Raw genomic sequence first — 17,299 nt, 5'->3', positions numbered from 1 at the left:
GATCATAGATGGCTCTGGGCGTATGCATACGGTTAAAGCTTGAAACCGTAAATTTCACTTCTTTTCTTAAATGCTTGCGCACCACCTTCTAACACCTCACAACAAATAGCTCTCGTATCTTCCCTATCAATCGAACCAATACATGTAATATGAGACTTAACACTTGTACTTTTTAATGGAACAATGAGTTCTGCATCACCTAATACTGCAATATTAGCATTATGAGTCACAATTATAACTTGTCGCTTTTCTTTAATCTTTTTCAAATTTTCAACAATAGTCTTAGCAATAAATTCACTATCTAAATTATCTTCTGGTTGGTCAATCAATAGTGGCATTGTACTTTTGGAGTGCAATAAAATAGCCAGTATTATAGACTGCTGCTGACCTAAAGATAGTTGAGCTATGCTTTTAGAAACAGGTTTTCTTGTACCATCACCTTGATCTACCAATTTTGTAACAGTAAGGATTGGCAAGTCGTCAAAAGGTATCGTTTCGAAATCCTCGTAAGAATTATTCGTTGCAATCGTTTGAAGTATGTTAGTTATATCTTGATCAGAGAAAATTCGCTGATCTTTTTCGATAACTAATTTCAATGAATCTAAATTTCCTTTTTTTACACCAGCAGCAAATGCTAATGGTGATAATTCACGAGAAATCAAACGTGCCTTCGGCACTTGAGATGTACGCCATCCCATTGCTAATTTTATCGCATCTTCAAAAGAGGAAGAAAATTTACCCTCTAGAAACTTCAAATCAACAAAAAAGCCATCAACAGAATTTTTGAGGTTTTCCTTAATTGTGATGGCAAATCCTAATCGAGCTTGATAAATCTTTGTAATAATTCTTGATCTTTTTTGTAAAAGTATAGCACGCTCTTTTATTAATTGATCCAACGCCGCTTGCTTAAGCTTGAGTCCTTTTAGTTTTTCTTGATAATGAACTACATCAGCAGCGATTTGATTTATTTTTCCAAGATCGAATGGTATGCCTTTTGAAATTAATTCTGCCCTTTTGGCGTCTATATCAATTTGTATTGAAGTCTCTTTCGCTCCCCATTCATCAAGTTGAACTTTAAGCTCGGCTATTTTGCCTGTTAATGACACTTTTAACTCAGAAGACTTAGAAGCTACTATGACTGAAAATTCGTTAACAATGCGTTTAACATTAGTAAAATTCTCCTTACCTACAACAATTTCAGTATCAACTAATTGAGAAAATTCTATAAATATGGAAGTATCTTCAAGTATGACTTTATACTGTGAAACAAGTTTTCTCAAGTCGTCAATAATATTTTTCCTAATTGCTCTTTCTTGTAGTAAAGCGGTTTGTAATCGAACCAAGTCGCCAACTTTGTCCTTTTTTAATTGATTCAACTTTCCTTCATAGTGAAGTCTTTGTTTATCAGTCTCTGCTATATTGATAACATCAACCCGAAGCTTATTTATTTCACTTTGGTTTATAAGTAAATGTTGCCTTACTTCCTCTTGGTCAAAAATCAACACATCTAAGTCAATGAAAGAATCCAAGAATTTTAACAAAGAGCTTGGGTCATTATCGCTATGTTGAACAGTACTAGCAGTTTCACCCTGACCGTATGTTTCTATTTCAATTTTAGTTATACCATTATTAGGATCATTAACATTGGTAACTTCGCCATTCTTTTCCCGAGATAAGAGAATCTCTTGTCCTGCTTCATCTTCATATAGAAGATATATCTTGTCTGGCCATACTTCACTATCGACTACACTGGAAAGTGAGGTATTACCTGATGTTTCCCGAATACATTCAAGCAAAGTAGATTTACCGGCTCCTCTTCCCCCAATGATACAGGTGAGATTTTTATTCAAAAAAACTCTTTGTTGGTCGAGCAGACCACCATCGATTTGAATACCTACAAAGCAGGGAGTTTTGTCAGGGATAAAATTTTCCAATCTTATCCTGGAGGTGCAATTTTGTAAAGCAATCTTGAAGCCGTGAAAACAAAGACTATCCATTTTTATTCTAGTCAATCTCTTGTCACCATCTGCATTAATACCTAACTTAGTTAGCATATGAGAGTCTGAAGACATCAATATTGGAAATTCCCAATTACTAGATAATAATAGCTTTTCTCGTCTTAGGTTTAATAACCTTTTGCGGTCAGGGCTACTATCTTGATCTGAATAGAAATTTACACTGTCTTTATCTGAAATCTCAAGACCCCACAAATTTGGGTGAACTATGATTTCCTCCATCGGTGGGCCAAAACGATTGATTACTTTCTCAAAACCTGATCCCAGTTCAATATGCGCAAGTATTCCAATTCCACCAAAATGTCCTGCTAAAGTGAGGCATTCAGAAATCCCTTGAGAACAAGTTTCTCGATTCTGCGCAATTGTCAATTTGCCAAAAAAATTTCTTAAATTGAGATAATTTTCAAAATAAATTAAAAGGTGACCTTGTGTAGTACTTATTTCAATGCCGGGAATAACAATTAGATCTTTTCCTTCTGCATGTTTGACAGCTCTTTTAACATTTCCAACCTCGTTATGATCAGTAATTGCAATTATGGAAAGTTTCTTTTGGATGGCCGTATCTACGATATTTTCAGGAGTCATTGTGTTATCTGTAACATCAAATGAGCCCTCGTCGCCGAAGGAATGAATGTGCATATCAGCACGAACGAACTTCGCGCCTGAGTTTAAATCAGAAAATGATAGTGTCATTGGTGTAATCTTAGGAATAGTAAGTGTTTAGATTAAGCCAAATATGAATAAAATATATATAATATGAGTGAATTAAACGTCAAGTAGTTACTTATAGGTTTAAATCTTTTATAAATGTCTTTATTTGAATAGTTAGATTCAGTATATGAAATCCATTCATAATTTGTCTTTCATATTGTTAAAAAACATATGATACCTTTGGCTATGTCTGTAATACACTACTATCATGTTCGGAAATTATTTAAAAAAGTATAACACCCCACTTGATGTGTATGTCGCAATTCTCAATTGTAAATATTTACCTAACCCATAAAAAAAGCCCTTCATCTTACGATGAAGGGCTTTATAAACCGGGGGTGGGATATGGGTCTCGAACCCATGACCTCCTGAACCACAATCAGGCGCTCTAACCAACTGAGCTAAAACCACCGTGTTTAGTCCTGCAAAAATAGTGCATTTATTACATAATCCAAATTTAACTTTAATTTTTTATTAACTCCCTTATCCTGAACCTCATTCATCTTCCACAGTACCTTATTTTTCCGAAACCCCCTTTACTTTCCTATTTTTGCCACCTTAAATTCAATACAAATGATCGAAATCTTTACTGATGGTGCTTCAAGTGGTAACCCTGGTCCCGGTGGATATGGGGTGGTATTAAAATCAGGACCACATTACAAAGAGCTGTCAGCAGGGTACAGAAAGACTACAAACAACAGGATGGAACTGTTGGCTGTTATTACGGGTCTGGAGTCTATTCATCAACCCGGACAAGAAGTAGTCATCTATTCGGATTCGAAGTATGTGATTGATGCGGTTGAAAAGAAATGGGTGTTTGGCTGGGTAACTAAAGGGTTTGCCGGTAAAAAGAATAAAGACCTCTGGATGCGTTTCTTAAAAATCTATAAAACACATAAGGTATTTTTTCAATGGGTGAAAGGTCATGCCGGACATATTGAAAACGAACGCTGCGACCGTTTAGCGGTCGCAGCAGCTCAACAACGAGACAAGTTACTTATTGATGAAGTCTTCGAATCTGAATCCAAGTAGAGTTACATCATTTCTTTTGGGGCTAATTCAGGAGAGTGTATACTCATCAACTCTTCAACTTTCAAAACCATATTTTCAGAGCCCATAAATATAGGAGAACGCTGATGCAACGATTCCACCTCAGTATCCAATATCCTCTGGAACCCATTGGAAGCCTTACCACCCGCCTGCTCAATAATAAACGCCATAGGATTACCTTCATAAACCAAGCGCAATTTCCCTCTTGGGGCACTTGCTGTGCTTGGGTAAATAAAGATCCCGCCCTTCAGCAAATTACGATGCACGTCAGCAATCATAGAACCGATATAACGCGAAGAATAAGGCCTCTTCGTTTCGATATCTTCAGCCTGGCAATATTTTAAATAATTCTTTACGCCCTGAGGGAAATGGACATAGTTACCTTCGTTGAGGGAATAAATGAAACCATCCTTAGGGATTTTCATATCCGGATGGGACAAACAGAATTCACCAATCGATGGATCAAGAGTAAAGCCATTCACGCCCTTTCCTGTCGTATAAACCAACATCGTAGATGAACCGTATACTACATAACCTGCAGCTACTTGTTCGGTGCCATTTTGAAGGGCATCCTCGATCTTTGCGGGTCCTTCTGTAGATAATCTCCTATAGATAGAAAAGATAGTTCCTACAGAAACATTTACGTCAATATTAGAAGAACCGTCAAGTGGATCAATAGCCACAATGTACCGCGCATTCTTTGAAACATCCGAACTGATATAAACCGGTTCATCATTCTCTTCCGACACAACAATACAACATTCTCCGCCTATCGTTAACGCAGAAATGAATTGATCATTTGCAAATACATCCAGTTTCTTCTGCGACTCCCCATGTGTATTATAAGTACCTACTTCTCCGAGGATGTCTACAAGGCCTGCTTTATTTACTTCGCGGTTTACAATTTTAGATGCAATACCGATATCCCGTAATAAGCGGGATAGCTCACCCTTTGCATAGGGAAAGTCTTTTTGTTTTTCAATGATAAACTGACCTAGTGTTTTTACTACTGACATACTTAGTGTATTTTTTACATTATCTATTCCCTAATTCTATGATCTCTAAGGTATGAATTTTTTCCTCAGATATAGAGAACCTAAGCAGAGAACGCACTTTATGCCATCCTTGTTTTCCTGCTGCGCCGGGATTTAAGTGTAAAGTACCAATCTTTTTGTCAAAGATTACCTTTAGTATATGCGAATGTCCAGAAATGAACAATTTGGGGGGCTTATTGTATAATTCTGTCCTTATTCTGTTATCATATTTACCGGGATATCCACCAATATGCGTCATCCATACGTCTACTTCCTCGCATTTAAACCGGAGATCTTCAGGATAGGAGATCCGGACATCCTTCCCATCTATATTTCCATAAACTCCCCGCAAGGGTTTAAAGGCCGCCAGTTGATCTGCTAATTCGATATTGCCAAAATCTCCGGCATGCCATATTTCATCACATTCATCAAAATGTTTGAACACTGCATCATCCAGATACCCATGGGTATCCGACAAAAGACCTATACGTTTCATATCCTGGTATTGATAAAGCTAAAATATAATAAGAAAATCACGAAGCACCATTTTATATGCTTCAGAATAAATTTTGGGGGCATCATAAATGACCAGCGAAGCTTCAACAGTTAAATCGGCACGTTCAAAAGATTCTGAAAAGCCAAAACAAACTACCTGACGATGCGGAAGATCTTCTTTAAATGATCGCACCTCAATTCGCTTATGCAACGAAAGCCCGGCAACTATAGCCAATTTACAAGTCTCCAAATAAGCCTCTTCCGGAAGAATAAGCCACAGCTCCCCTCCCAACTTATTCAAATGCTGTTCAGCAAACGCAATCAGCTCCTTAAAAAACCCTTCTGCCGCATGCCGCGCCACTTGTTTTTGCAAGTCAGGGTTCTTTAACGATTTCAGAAAGAATGGAGGGTTACTTACAATAAGGTCATACGAAACACTAGGATTAGAATTGGAATACTCCTGAAAGGATCCCTTGACCAACTGAAGCCTGGAAGAAAAAGGAGATTCTAAAAAGTTCTGAGAAGCTCGCTCAGCTGCCGAGGCGTCTATCTCAACCGCATCAACTTCTAAAAGAGGGAAGCGCTGTGCAAGCATCAGAGCGATCACTCCTGTACCCGTACCGATGTCTAAAATTCGGCCAGATAACGGACTCCCAACCAGCGCACCTAAAAGCACGCCATCAGTATTGATTTTCATTCCGCAACCAGTCTGATCTACACTAAACTGCTTAAAGCGAAATACATTCTTCATTCTATTTTTGATAAAGCTGACCTAAGCGATGGTGTAAATTAGTATAAAAAGACCTCTAAACTTCATTCTATTTCTGATAAAACAAAACTAAGCGATTGAGCATAGTAGTATGAAACCACCTCTATTCTCAATTCTATTTTTGATAAAGCTCAATAGGCAACTGGTCCGGATCTGCAAAAAAGGTGAACAACTTACCCGTCAACTCATCTGTTCGAATAGGCTCCACAAAGATTCCGAAAGCTTCCAAAGCCGCCACATCCCCATGAATATCTGTACTCAAAAAAGCAATATGCCTCAATCCACATGCCTCAGGTCGGGATCCTCTCGCCGGCGGATCCGGAAACGAAAAAAGCTCGATCTGAAAGTGTTCATTCACTTTCAGATCGAGCTTATACGATTTTCTTTCACTTCTATACGTTTCCGCTATAATCTTAAAACCCAATACCTCCGTGTAGAAACGCTTTGATACTGAATAATCAGCACAAATTATAGCCACATGATGTACTGCGTTTATACTTAACATTTATGCCTGTCCTAATATATTGTGCAACACATTATCAAATACCTCTTTCGATTCCTGAACCGTAGAAAACAATTCTCCGTCAACCAAAAGGTCACCTTCCGATACCGTTCCCAACAAACTAAATTCCACTTCCGAAGTTGCCATCAATTCCACAAACTCTTCTTCTTTATCCGCTTGTACAGAAACCAATACACGTCCCTGTGCTTCACCGAATAAGAAAGCATCTTTCCTTACCTCATCATCGGATTCAATAGTGAAACCTAAATTCCGAGGCATCGCAGATTCCAGCAGCGTGATATATAAACCACCATCAGCCACATCATGTGCCGACTCAATCACTTTCGAAAGGATCAGTTGTTTAACTACCTGATGCATGTCATACTCTTCATCCAAATCAAAGTAAGGAGCCGGAGAGGCCGATACTTTATGAAATGAGGCCAGGTATTCAGATGAAGAAATATCATTCTTGCTTTCGCCGATCAGATAAATCAAGTCACCTGCTTTTTTGAAATCAAGGGACATCCTGTTTTCTACATTATCCAATATCCCTAACATACCAATTGCAGGAGTAGGAAAAACGGGACCGTCATCTGTAGACTGGTTATAAAAACTAACATTACCACCTGTAACCGGAGTTTCAAATTTAATACAAGCCTCAGACATTCCTTTAATAGCACTCACAAATTGCCAGTATACTTCCGGCACATAAGGATTACCAAAGTTCAAGCAATTCGTAATCGCAACAGGCTCACCACCCGCACAGGTAATATTCCTGGCCGCTTCAGCAACTGCAATCGCACACCCCTTTTGAGGATCAGCATATACATACCTTGAATTACAGTCGATCGTTAAAGCCAAAGCCTTATTAGTTCCTTTAATGCTAGTCAACGCTGCATCACTAGGAAAATTAGTAGTAATCGTAGCCGCTCCAACCATAGAATCATACTGCTCAGTTACCCAGCGTTTTGATGCAATGTTTGGATGAGAGATCAGGTGCATTGCTGCAACCTTCAAATCCTCAGGCTCTGTTATATCGTTTATATTGAATTTCTTATTCTCTTCAAAATAGGCTGGCTCTTTGTATTCCCGTTCGTAAACCGGAGCACCACCACCCAAAACCAGGTCGTCAGCAGGAACGTCAGCTACCAGTACGCCATTCACGTAATACTCTAAACGTCTATTTGCAGTAACCTCTCCTATTTGTACGCAGTTCAGATCCCATTTGTCAAACACCGCATGAATCTCAGCCTCTCTACCCTTCTCCACCACAATCAGCATGCGCTCCTGTGACTCAGACAATAGAATTTCAAAAGGCTCCATGTTCGGCTGACGCATTGGAACTTTCTCCAGGTCAATCCGCATTCCATGTTCACCCTTTGCAGACATTTCTGAATTCGAACAGATAATTCCCGCAGCACCCATATCCTGCATACCCACTAGAGCACCAGTTTTAATGACCTCCAGCGAAGCTTCTAATAACAGCTTTTCCTGGAAAGGATCACCAACCTGAACGGATGGAAGATCGTTTACCGAATCTTCCGTAATATTCTTAGAAGCAAAAGCGGCACCATGGATCCCATCTTTTCCTGTAGCAGAACCTACTATAAATACAGGATTGCCCACACCGTATGAAGTGGCTGATACCATATCGCCAACCTTCAAAATCCCGGCAGACATGGCATTTACCAGCGGATTCACATTATAACACTCATCAAAAAATACTTCACCACCAACGGTTGGGATTCCAAAGGCATTGCCATAATCGCCAATACCCTTTACAATACCTTTAATTAACCATTTGGTACGCTCCTGATTAATATCACCAAAACGAAGTGAGTTTAATTGAGCAACCGGACGGGCACCCATAGTGAAAATATCACGATTGATACCTCCTACTCCAGTTGCAGCACCCTGATAGGGTTCAAGCGCGGAAGGATGATTATGAGATTCTATTTTAAATACACAAGCAATACCATCACCCAGGTCAACCATACCGGCGTTCTCCTCACCTGCCTTAGCAAGCATCCGGGGTCCGTCTTTTGGTAAAGTCTTTAACCAGGTTATTGAATTCTTATAGGAACAATGTTCGCTCCACATCACTGAAAATATAGATAGTTCAGTGAAATTAGGCGTGCGGCCTAATATTTCTTTAATACGTTCAAATTCTTCTGGTCTTAAACCAAGGTCATTTGCTGTTTCTAATGTTGTAAGCTGATTATATTCCAAAGCAATAACGTTTGATGGGAAGCGCAAAAATAGCAAAAACAAGCTGATTATAGAAAGCTGATTTTCAAATACTGGAAATCAGCATGAAACACGGAACAAAACACACGCACTAAAGATGAATTGAACTGATCATCAAATCTTACAAATGGTTTTCCAATTTTCATCAAATCAGGTAGTAATACACCTTAACCTCCACTATTTTGACCTAATTTAGTAACATTCATCATTTTTTTCAAACATTATTAGCTTTTTAACTGGATTTTATTAACTTTTGACCCAATCTCGAATATTTAATTTAAATATTTTAAAAAAAATTAACAATCATGTCAAGTCTTAGATTCCAGGCATTAAATGCCGTTCTAACCAGGACTGTTCCTGAAGTCAATTCTCCTTCGTCTAAAATCTCTGATTATTTCGCCTCAAGCGTTTTCGACAAAAGAAAAATGAAAGAGTATCTTTCTAAAGATGCCTATCAAAGTATAGATAATTCCATTAATAATGGCGAAAGAATAGATCGTGACATTGCAGAGCAAGTAGCCTCAGCCATGAAAGCATGGGCAATGAGTCTGGGTGTAACACATTATACGCATTGGTTTCAACCTTTAACCGGTACAACCGCAGAAAAACATGATTCATTCTTTGAACCTTCCGGTGACGGTTATGGTATGGAGAAATTCTCTGGCGAAACATTGGCTCAACAAGAGCCTGATGCTTCCAGCTTCCCGAATGGTGGCATAAGAACTACTTTCGAAGCGCGTGGATATACCGCATGGGACCCTTCATCCCCAGCCTTCGTAATGGGTAAAACTTTGTGTATCCCTACCGTATTCATTTCTTACACGGGTGAATCATTGGATTACAAAGCTCCTCTGCTAAAAGCATTAGGTGCGCTGGATAAAGCTGCCGTTTCCGTTGCCCAGTATTTCGATAAAGGAATTGAGAAAGTAACTCCTTCTCTGGGTATCGAACAAGAATATTTTCTTGTTGATTTGGCCTTATTTAATGCGCGTCCGGATATGTATATCACAGGTAGAGCATTGTTTGGACATATGTCCGCTAAAAATCAACAATTAGAAGATCATTATTTTGGATCTATCCCTGAACGCGTACTCGCCTTCATGCAGGACTTCGAAACAGAATCTCTGAAATTGGGTATCCCTTTAAAAACACGTCATAATGAAGTTGCACCTTCTCAATTTGAATGTGCTCCTCTTTATGAAGAAATTAACCTGGCTATTGACCACAACCAATTGTTGATGGATCTTATGGACAGAGTTGCCCGTCGCCACAACTTTAAAGTGTTGCTGCACGAAAAACCATTTGCAGGTGTAAACGGATCCGGAAAACATAATAACTGGTCGCTAATTACCAACACAGGCAAAAATCTGCTTGCTCCGGGTAAAACACCAAAGAACAACCTGATGTTCCTTACCTTCTTTGTTAATACAATCAGAGCGGTATACGAACATGCTGATTTGCTTCGCGCGTCTATTGCTTCTGTAGGTAATGACCACCGTCTGGGTGCAAACGAAGCTCCACCGGCAATCATCTCGATCTTCCTTGGAAGTCAGTTAAGCGACGTTTTAGACGAAATTGAAACCTCCCGCGTAACCAGCAAAATGAAGCAGGAACCTGCTTTATGGACACATATTCCTAAAGTACCTCAAATACTTTTAGATAATACCGACCGTAACCGTACTTCACCTTTTGCCTTTACTGGTAACAAGTTTGAACTTCGTGCCGTTGGTTCTTCTGCAAACTCGGCTAATCCGATGACTGTGTTAAACACGATTGTTGCTGATCAGCTGAATAAGTTCAGAGTAGAAGTGGACAAGCTTTTGAAAAAAGGCGAGAAAAAGGATGTTGCCCTGATGACCGTGATCAAACGTTATATCAAGGAATCCAAATCAATCCGCTTTGAAGGTAATGGATATGGGGATGAATGGACTGCTGAAGCAGAGAAGAGAGGACTTTCTAATATCAAAACCACTCCGAAAGCTTTAGATGTTCTGCTTACCGATAAAACAAAACGCCTTTTCGAAGATTTAGGCATCTATACCGAACGCGAAGCAGTGGCCCGCCATGAAATTCTTTTAGAAAGTTATTTCAAGAAATTACAGATTGAAGCCAGAGTAATGGGCGATATGGTAAATAACGTGATCATCCCGGCAGCTATTGGTTACCAAACTACGTTAATCGATAACGTTAAAGGATTAAAAGACCTTGGTCTGGACGAAGAAACCTATGCCGCTCAAATGGAAATCATTAAAAAGATCTCCTATCATGTCAATTTCATTAAAACGAGCACGACTGATATGATCAATGAGCGCAAGACAGCGAACAAAGTGGAAGATTCACGTGACAAAGCAATCGCTTATGACGAAAAAGTAAAGTCTTTCTTTGATCCAATCCGTTACCATGTAAATAAACTGGAACAGATTGTTGCCGATTCATGCTGGCCTCTTCCTAAGCTAAGTGAGCTCCTATTTATCAAATAGTCCTTCATTTTAGACGATTTACTAATATTTAATAAAAAAGCCGGCAATGCCGGCTTTTTTATTTTAGCACATAGGCTTATCTTTGCTGCTGATGTCAGATCTTAAATACAACCAAAGAGGCGTGTCTGCTGGAAAAGAAGACGTGCATAATGCCATAAAAAACATTGATAAGGGACTCTATCCACAAGCTTTTTGTAAAGTAATTCCGGATATCCTGGGTGGCGATGAAGAATGGTGTAATATTATGCACGCAGATGGCGCAGGTACCAAATCTTCTCTGGCCTATGTATATTGGAAAGAAACGGGTGATCTTTCTGTGTGGAAAGGCATCGCGCAGGATGCAATCATCATGAATCTTGATGACCTGTTATGTGTTGGTGCAACCGACCACATTTTACTCTCTTCTACAATCGGGCGAAATAAAAACCTGGTTACTGGTGAAGTTGTAGCAGCCCTCATCAATGGTACTGAAGAAATCCTTTCTGAACTTCGCGAAATGGGAATTGGTATTCACTCCACAGGAGGCGAAACTGCCGATGTGGGCGATGTAGTGCGCACCCTGATTGTCGATTCTACCGTAACCTGCCGCATGAAAAGAGCCGACATCATATCCAACCATACTATTCAACCTGGAGATGTTATCGTGGGACTTGCCTCCTTCGGACAGGCCAGTTATGAAACCGAATACAATGGAGGAATGGGATCCAACGGATTAACTTCTGCCCGTCACGATGTATTCAATAAATCCGTAGCCATTGCCTATCCCGAAAGTTACGACCCTTCTGTTCCTTACGACCTGGTTTTCTCCGGCAACAAAAAGCTGACTGATAAAATAGATCTTGGACATGGCGAAAGCATTACCGCAGGTAAACTGGTACTTTCTCCTACGCGTACCTATGCTCCGATTCTGAAGCAAGTTTTAGAACAATACCGTTCACAAATCCATGGCTTAGTACATTGCAGTGGTGGTGCACAAACCAAAGTGCTGCACTTTATTAATAATCTGCATGTCATCAAGGATAACCTGTTTCCTCTTCCCCCATTGTTCAAACTGATCAAAGACGAATCAGGCACCAGCTGGGAAGAAATGTACAAAGTATTCAATATGGGGCATCGCATGGAAATCTATGTTTCGGAAGAAATAGCAGCTGAGATTATTGCCATTTCAGAAAGCTTCAATGTAGCTGCACAAATCATTGGCCATGTAGAGGTTTCAGATAAAAAACAATTAACCATTCAATCTGAGTTTGGTGAGTTCGTCTATCACTAATAAAAAAGCGGAGTTTCAGGCAGTCCTTCAACCTGTTGAAGGGTCAATGGTCCATCATGTCATACCTGTTCCATTAGATGTTTGTACCCTCTTCAGGGAAAATAAAGGGGCGATCAGGATCCTGTGCTCCATAAAAGGACTAGAGGAGTTCCCTTGTGCCCTCAACCCCCGGGAAGACCGCTATGTTATCATGGCCAGCAAACAGCTTATTAAAAAACATAAACTCCTTACGGACGTTCCATTTGTAGTATCGATTCGCTCAGATTTGAACGACGGACTGGAAATCCCGGACGAACTTCTGGAAGTATTAAACCAGGACGATCATTTCAGGTCTATGTTCGATGCTTTATTACCGGGCCATAAACGTGGAATTTTATACTATATCCGCACAGCAAAAAGTGTCGACACGCGTATCAAACGATGTCTGGATTTAGCCTATAAAATAAAAGCGGGTCTGTTACATTATCAACAACCAAAAGAATAACACATGTGTAACGGTTAAAACGAATTCATAAAAGTTCATTCTTACATCATATTATAAAACGGCACGTTAAAGGTTTGACCATCTCTAAATAAAATCTCTGTTGGGTAAACGAATCACCGCTCAGCAAGTTATTTAAACGTCAGCTACCTTATCTTCTTTTACATATTTGATATATCGATAACAGGTGGCTATAGGCATCTGTAGCCTTTTAGCTATTTCAGAAATTGCATATTTTCCTGTATCATGTAGATCAAGTGCGGTCAATGCCAATTGCAGGTTTTCAGGAGATAAGCCTTTTGGTCTCCCTCCCTTTTTCCCTCTTGCTCTGGCAGCATCAAGCCCCGCTTTAGTACGCTCACGTATAATTTCTCTTTCAAATTCTGCTAAAGATGCAAAAATATTAAAAGTAAATCTACCGGTAGCTGTAGTGGTATCAATGTGGTCATGCAAGCTGATAAAATTCACCTCCTTTTCATTGAAAAGTGCAACCAGGTCAACCAGGTCCCTTAGAGAACGGCCAAGCCGATCCAATTTCCAAACAACAACCTGATCGCCTTTTTTAAGATTATTAAGAAGATTTTTAAGTTCCGGTCTGTCTGTATTCTTCCCAGAAATCTTTTCCTGATAGATTGTTGTGCATCCATATTCTGTAAGCGCTCTAGATTGAAGATCTAGATTTTGATCTGATGTACTTACCCTTGCGTAGCCTATTTTCATGTAATAAAATTATTATCAAAAACTCATTATCAAAAATACTAAAAAACGCTTTGATTAATGGAATGAGTTTATGATAATCGGCAAAAAAGAAAAAGATCGATCAGGCTTAATAGGGAGAGATTTGGTATGTTCAGTTGCGGTACCTCAGGGACAACAATCGATTTTCAAAAAAGGAGGGTTTTATGATACAGATAGGCGTTACAGTAGTATTGGTATGTTAATACGTTACATATGCAAGATTAAATTCTCCCTTGGTAACATCTACCGACAATTTTGTAGTTTCATCATAAGCCTTAAAATAAAAAGTGCCGCTAATTCGTAATTTTACAGTATCTATTTTTAATATTTCCAATACCCCTTCATAGCCACTTTGTGTATAAAAAGACTCATGTGTTGCGTTATTATCATAAAATCCCCTAGGACCCGTTTTACCATCCAGAGTGTACTTACCCGGGAGTATGCGTTTGCCCGGAGTATAAATTCCTACACCAATAGCTTCAAGGGAGCGTGAGTTTGTAGCCAGTATGAAAATTTCTTGTCCGTTATTTTGCAAATGAATTTCCGCTTCCCGGGATTTGAAATCGTCATTATAAGGTCTCCATTTTTTGCCGTTTAACTTGCACTTAAATCCCGAGTCAGGTTCATTGTTTGATTTCTTACAGGCAAGGGTTAGTGTTAAGCAAGCAAAAAGTGCGATATATAATTTAATCATATGTATCTGAGTGACAAGAGTGGTTTAATGTATGTAAAAATAACTGATATTTGACAGTATTGGGGTAAATTAAAAGAAAGTACAAAAGCGCCACGGCTTCGCCACAGGATTTATTCTTAGCATTCCTTTTAAATACTCGATTCTCTGCCTGTTACGCAGTGCCGTTCTAATCTTCATCATCAGGTTCAAATTTTTTTATTATCCATTGTCCGCCAATAAAATCTCTTTCAGCTTCTTCTCCATATTCAAGGTCAAACACATCATTTAATGTGCTGTCCCGTTTAATTAGTTCTTCCAATGCAACGATTTTTATGTCTTCTGGAAATTGGTCGCCTGTCAAAAATTGCCAGTCTCCGTCACTGTCGTGAACAACCCTTAAAATTGGTTTCTTCTCGTCAAGCCATTGTCGAGTTGTAAATGTTGTCAAGTTTCTGGATTCGTAAAACTTAAAATCTTTGTTCCTGTCAAGAAGTGGTTGCTTGTATAAAAACTCTTCTTCAAAAGTATCTTCCCAAGGGAATTTGTCATTGCGGTCTGTCCAAACAACTTGCAATGCGTCAAAACCTTTGTCCCCATAGTAGTTTAAGGCTGCACCAAAATAATCTGCAATGTTTCTTTTATCAACTTTTATAAATGCTGCTCTGCTGTCCTGGAAAATTTCAGTATAAATCTTCCCCGTATCTATTTTTTCTCCCTTTTTAATTATTTCGGCTAAGTCGTTAATGATAGCGTGTCCAAGATCGTTTGGAAGTCCAAAACATATAATTTCTGCGTGTTTATATGTCTGTGTCAAACCAATACTGTAAGCGAACGAAGGGTTATAACTTGTCGAACCAACCATAATCACCTGAAGTCCAAATTTGTCAATGTTCAATGTGGTGTTATTGATTAAATCGTCTTTATCTATGCAATTATTTTCGTTTTCTGTTGTCATTATTTTCGTTGGCTACGTGTCGTCCTATGGTTGCCCATAACTTATAGAAAGGTCTGAAGCTATCAGACCTATCCACTCAATTTGGGAGTACAGGTCTAATAAGTTAAATCCTTTTAATAAATCAAATCTAAAACAATCCATTAAAATTTATTGGGGAAACTAATTACCAAGTGCGTCAAATGATTTGAAATTGAATTAGAATGCACATATATATTGTAAACTGCAATTATCAAGAAACGGTGGAATAATGAGACTCTGGCTTAAATATTACCAAGTAAGGAGGGAATAATGCGAGGGTAAGATCGTATTAACACCTACACTGTGCAACGATTAAAACAAATTCATTTAACTAGGCAAAACGCATTTATGAAAAGTTTATTCTTATATTGTCTACGAAAACGAGAATTTTTAAGTCTATAGATATCAATTTATAACGCATCTTACACGTAATGAAATGGCAGCTCTACTCAATACATAAATGGTGTGGCTTGATAGCTGGCATCTTCATTCTTTTACTTGGTTTATCCGGAGCACTATTAGTATTTCATAATGAAATTGATTCATTAGAACATAGGGCTGTTTGGCAAATAAAAAATCAGGCACCTGTTTCAATTGATAAAGCGTACAGAATTATTCAGTTAAGATTCCCGGATTATGAAACCCGGTTAACCCGTTATTCAGCTACTCCCGGTCAGGCGTTGGTCTTTAGTATCAGAAAGAAAGGGGAAAGTAGGATAGTCATTTCTCACCCTTCAAATGGCTCTATTTTAAAACAACAGGATAAGAATACAACCTGGTCAACCTGGCTCCTCGACCTTCACTATTCATTGCAAGGTGGCAGCTTCGGAAAATTAGCCATTTTTGTGTTCGGGCTTATTTTTTTTACTTCACTTACTACGGGCATTTTCATTTACAGAAAGAACATTCTAAAAGTCTTGATTTTCAAAGCTCCGTTCAAATGGCGACCCAAAAAGGCATTCAGCTCTTCCCTGCACAGGTATGTCGCGGTTTGGGCATTGCTGTTAAACTTACTTTTGGTAGTAACTGGTTTATTGATAAGCTTTGATAACCTAAGCCACCACGGGACCATCAACACAGCATCATCTCAACCAGTTAAGGTTTCATTAGATAGCATTATACGGGTAGTCACGTCAAGATATCCAAACTTTACACCTACTTATATCAGGTTTCCTAAAAGAGGAGGCCAACCCCTGATGATTAATGGCAAAGTGAAAGGGGCTGCATTCTATTGGACACAATACTATAATGAGATTACAGTGGACCTTGTTACAGGTAAGATTAATCCGCTAAAGCTTACTTCAGAAGGTAGCCTGAAAACTAAAATTGCTAGCTTTGTTGGTGTCATTCATCTAGTTGAGTTTGACAGCTTTTTAATGAAACTATTATTTTCTTTTGCGGGTTTAAGCGCTCCGACACTTACCATTACAGGCTTTATTCTATGGAAGAGTAAGAAAAGAGCCGTTAGCAGCACCACAGGTTGAAATTACTAAATGTACAGGGTGCTTAAATGTGGTATCATAAGACATTGCAAGTCTGAACTTCATATTCAAAGATGGTGCAATGATAATTCTTAATATTAATGGACTCGTGAAAGTGTTAGTCAGAAAGCGAAGTCGATCATGTCTGAGCTATCCATCTAAGTACCAAGATTATTATCAATAAACGGTCTTTTCCTGAGACATCTCACACTTTACAAGAAAACCAGGGAATAGTGATAGACTATATCATAGGTTGTGAATCTTATAAAAACGAATTCATGAATAAGCATTTTGCCGCTAAAGCTCTCCATTATCTCAATGATTTTTGTCGCACTTAGGATAATTGATACGTATGCATACGGGCTACGCCCTCCACGATT

14 protein-coding genes and 1 tRNA gene are annotated in these 17,299 nt (G+C 38.9%); 5 read left to right on the top strand and 10 right to left on the bottom strand.

Annotation, left to right across the window (positions count from 1 at the left end; genetic code table 11):
* Nucleotides 1-32 precede the first annotated feature (32 nt).
* The gene (locus tag BFL47_RS18640; RefSeq protein WP_069661309.1) at nt 33-2,708 is read right to left on the bottom strand and encodes a TrlF family AAA-like ATPase; all 2,676 of its coding nucleotides are present in this window, start codon (nt 2,706-2,708) and stop codon (nt 33-35) included.
* A gap of 354 nt (nt 2,709-3,062) precedes the next feature.
* A tRNA-His gene (locus BFL47_RS18635) sits at nt 3,063-3,138 on the bottom strand.
* A gap of 161 nt (nt 3,139-3,299) precedes the next feature.
* Here BFL47_RS18635 and rnhA point away from each other — a divergent pair.
* Complete coding sequence (gene rnhA / locus BFL47_RS18630; RefSeq protein ID WP_069661308.1) at nt 3,300-3,758, top strand: ribonuclease HI; 459 nt, start codon at nt 3,300-3,302, stop codon at nt 3,756-3,758.
* A gap of 2 nt (nt 3,759-3,760) precedes the next feature.
* Here the strand turns inward: rnhA and fbp are convergent, their stop codons facing one another.
* The 5 genes from fbp to purL all read right to left on the bottom strand — a co-directional run bounded on the left by fbp (nt 3,761) and on the right by purL (nt 8,841).
* Nucleotides 3,761-4,792 carry a class 1 fructose-bisphosphatase gene (fbp, locus tag BFL47_RS18625; protein WP_069661307.1) on the bottom strand — a complete coding sequence of 344 codons (1,032 nt, stop codon included), beginning with the start codon at nt 4,790-4,792 and terminating at the stop codon, nt 3,761-3,763.
* 19 nt (nt 4,793-4,811) lie between these two features.
* Entirely contained in the window at nt 4,812-5,306 is a 495-nt protein-coding gene (locus BFL47_RS18620) for a metallophosphoesterase family protein (protein ID WP_069661306.1), read from the bottom strand.
* 18 nt (nt 5,307-5,324) lie between these two features.
* Complete coding sequence (locus BFL47_RS18615; protein WP_069661305.1) at nt 5,325-6,056, bottom strand: tRNA1(Val) (adenine(37)-N6)-methyltransferase; 732 nt, start codon at nt 6,054-6,056, stop codon at nt 5,325-5,327.
* Between the two features lie 133 nt (nt 6,057-6,189).
* Nucleotides 6,190-6,579, bottom strand: coding sequence for an SMU1112c/YaeR family gloxylase I-like metalloprotein (gloA2, locus tag BFL47_RS18610; RefSeq protein WP_069661304.1), 390 nt, complete (start codon nt 6,577-6,579; stop codon nt 6,190-6,192).
* On the bottom strand, nt 6,580-8,841 hold the full coding sequence (gene purL / locus BFL47_RS18605) for a phosphoribosylformylglycinamidine synthase subunit PurL (RefSeq protein ID WP_245681411.1): 2,262 nt from the start codon (nt 8,839-8,841) through the stop codon (nt 6,580-6,582).
* A gap of 287 nt (nt 8,842-9,128) precedes the next feature.
* Between purL and BFL47_RS18600 the strand changes: the two genes are divergently transcribed.
* The 3 genes from BFL47_RS18600 to BFL47_RS18590 all read left to right on the top strand — a co-directional run bounded on the left by BFL47_RS18600 (nt 9,129) and on the right by BFL47_RS18590 (nt 13,057).
* A complete protein-coding gene (locus BFL47_RS18600; protein ID WP_069661303.1) occupies nt 9,129-11,303 on the top strand; it encodes a glutamine synthetase III family protein in 2,175 nt (724 codons plus the stop codon).
* Between the two features lie 91 nt (nt 11,304-11,394).
* Nucleotides 11,395-12,573 carry an AIR synthase related protein gene (locus BFL47_RS18595; protein ID WP_069661302.1) on the top strand — a complete coding sequence of 393 codons (1,179 nt, stop codon included), beginning with the start codon at nt 11,395-11,397 and terminating at the stop codon, nt 12,571-12,573.
* Entirely contained in the window at nt 12,554-13,057 is a 504-nt protein-coding gene (locus tag BFL47_RS18590; protein ID WP_069661301.1) for a YdeI/OmpD-associated family protein, read from the top strand. The genes BFL47_RS18595 and BFL47_RS18590 overlap by 20 nt, the downstream gene beginning before the upstream one ends.
* A 132-nt stretch (nt 13,058-13,189) precedes the next feature.
* Here BFL47_RS18590 and BFL47_RS18585 read toward each other — a convergent pair whose 3' ends face one another.
* From BFL47_RS18585 to BFL47_RS18575, 3 genes are all read right to left on the bottom strand, one after another.
* Nucleotides 13,190-13,774, bottom strand: coding sequence for a recombinase family protein (locus BFL47_RS18585; RefSeq protein ID WP_069661300.1), 585 nt, complete (start codon nt 13,772-13,774; stop codon nt 13,190-13,192).
* 217 nt (nt 13,775-13,991) lie between these two features.
* Nucleotides 13,992-14,486: a DUF6252 family protein gene (locus BFL47_RS18580; protein ID WP_069661299.1), complete on the bottom strand. Its 495-nt coding sequence runs from the start codon at nt 14,484-14,486 to the stop codon at nt 13,992-13,994.
* A gap of 166 nt (nt 14,487-14,652) precedes the next feature.
* Nucleotides 14,653-15,420 carry a DUF4262 domain-containing protein gene (locus BFL47_RS18575; protein WP_069661298.1) on the bottom strand — a complete coding sequence of 256 codons (768 nt, stop codon included), beginning with the start codon at nt 15,418-15,420 and terminating at the stop codon, nt 14,653-14,655.
* A gap of 449 nt (nt 15,421-15,869) precedes the next feature.
* Between BFL47_RS18575 and BFL47_RS18570 the strand changes: the two genes are divergently transcribed.
* A complete protein-coding gene (locus tag BFL47_RS18570) occupies nt 15,870-16,922 on the top strand; it encodes a PepSY-associated TM helix domain-containing protein (protein WP_069661297.1) in 1,053 nt (350 codons plus the stop codon).
* Nucleotides 16,923-17,299 lie beyond the last annotated feature (377 nt).

The sequence above is a fragment of the Arcticibacter eurypsychrophilus genome (assembly GCF_001730525.1).
Taxonomy (GTDB): domain Bacteria; phylum Bacteroidota; class Bacteroidia; order Sphingobacteriales; family Sphingobacteriaceae; genus Arcticibacter; species Arcticibacter eurypsychrophilus.
This window is presented reverse-complemented; position numbering and strand designations above follow the sequence as displayed.

Coding starts and splice junctions, on each gene's coding strand:
- BFL47_RS18640 (WP_069661309.1), bottom strand. CDS start 2,708: ATGACACTATCATTTTCTGATTTAAACTCAGGCGCGAAGTTCGTTCGT.
- rnhA (WP_069661308.1), top strand. CDS start 3,300: ATGATCGAAATCTTTACTGATGGTGCTTCAAGTGGTAACCCTGGTCCC.
- fbp (WP_069661307.1), bottom strand. CDS start 4,792: ATGTCAGTAGTAAAAACACTAGGTCAGTTTATCATTGAAAAACAAAAA.
- BFL47_RS18620 (WP_069661306.1), bottom strand. CDS start 5,306: ATGAAACGTATAGGTCTTTTGTCGGATACCCATGGGTATCTGGATGAT.
- BFL47_RS18615 (WP_069661305.1), bottom strand. CDS start 6,056: ATGAAGAATGTATTTCGCTTTAAGCAGTTTAGTGTAGATCAGACTGGT.
- gloA2 (WP_069661304.1), bottom strand. CDS start 6,579: ATGTTAAGTATAAACGCAGTACATCATGTGGCTATAATTTGTGCTGAT.
- BFL47_RS18600 (WP_069661303.1), top strand. CDS start 9,129: ATGTCAAGTCTTAGATTCCAGGCATTAAATGCCGTTCTAACCAGGACT.
- BFL47_RS18595 (WP_069661302.1), top strand. CDS start 11,395: ATGTCAGATCTTAAATACAACCAAAGAGGCGTGTCTGCTGGAAAAGAA.
- BFL47_RS18585 (WP_069661300.1), bottom strand. CDS start 13,774: ATGAAAATAGGCTACGCAAGGGTAAGTACATCAGATCAAAATCTAGAT.
- BFL47_RS18580 (WP_069661299.1), bottom strand. CDS start 14,486: ATGATTAAATTATATATCGCACTTTTTGCTTGCTTAACACTAACCCTT.
- BFL47_RS18575 (WP_069661298.1), bottom strand. CDS start 15,420: ATGACAACAGAAAACGAAAATAATTGCATAGATAAAGACGATTTAATC.
- BFL47_RS18570 (WP_069661297.1), top strand. CDS start 15,870: ATGAAATGGCAGCTCTACTCAATACATAAATGGTGTGGCTTGATAGCT.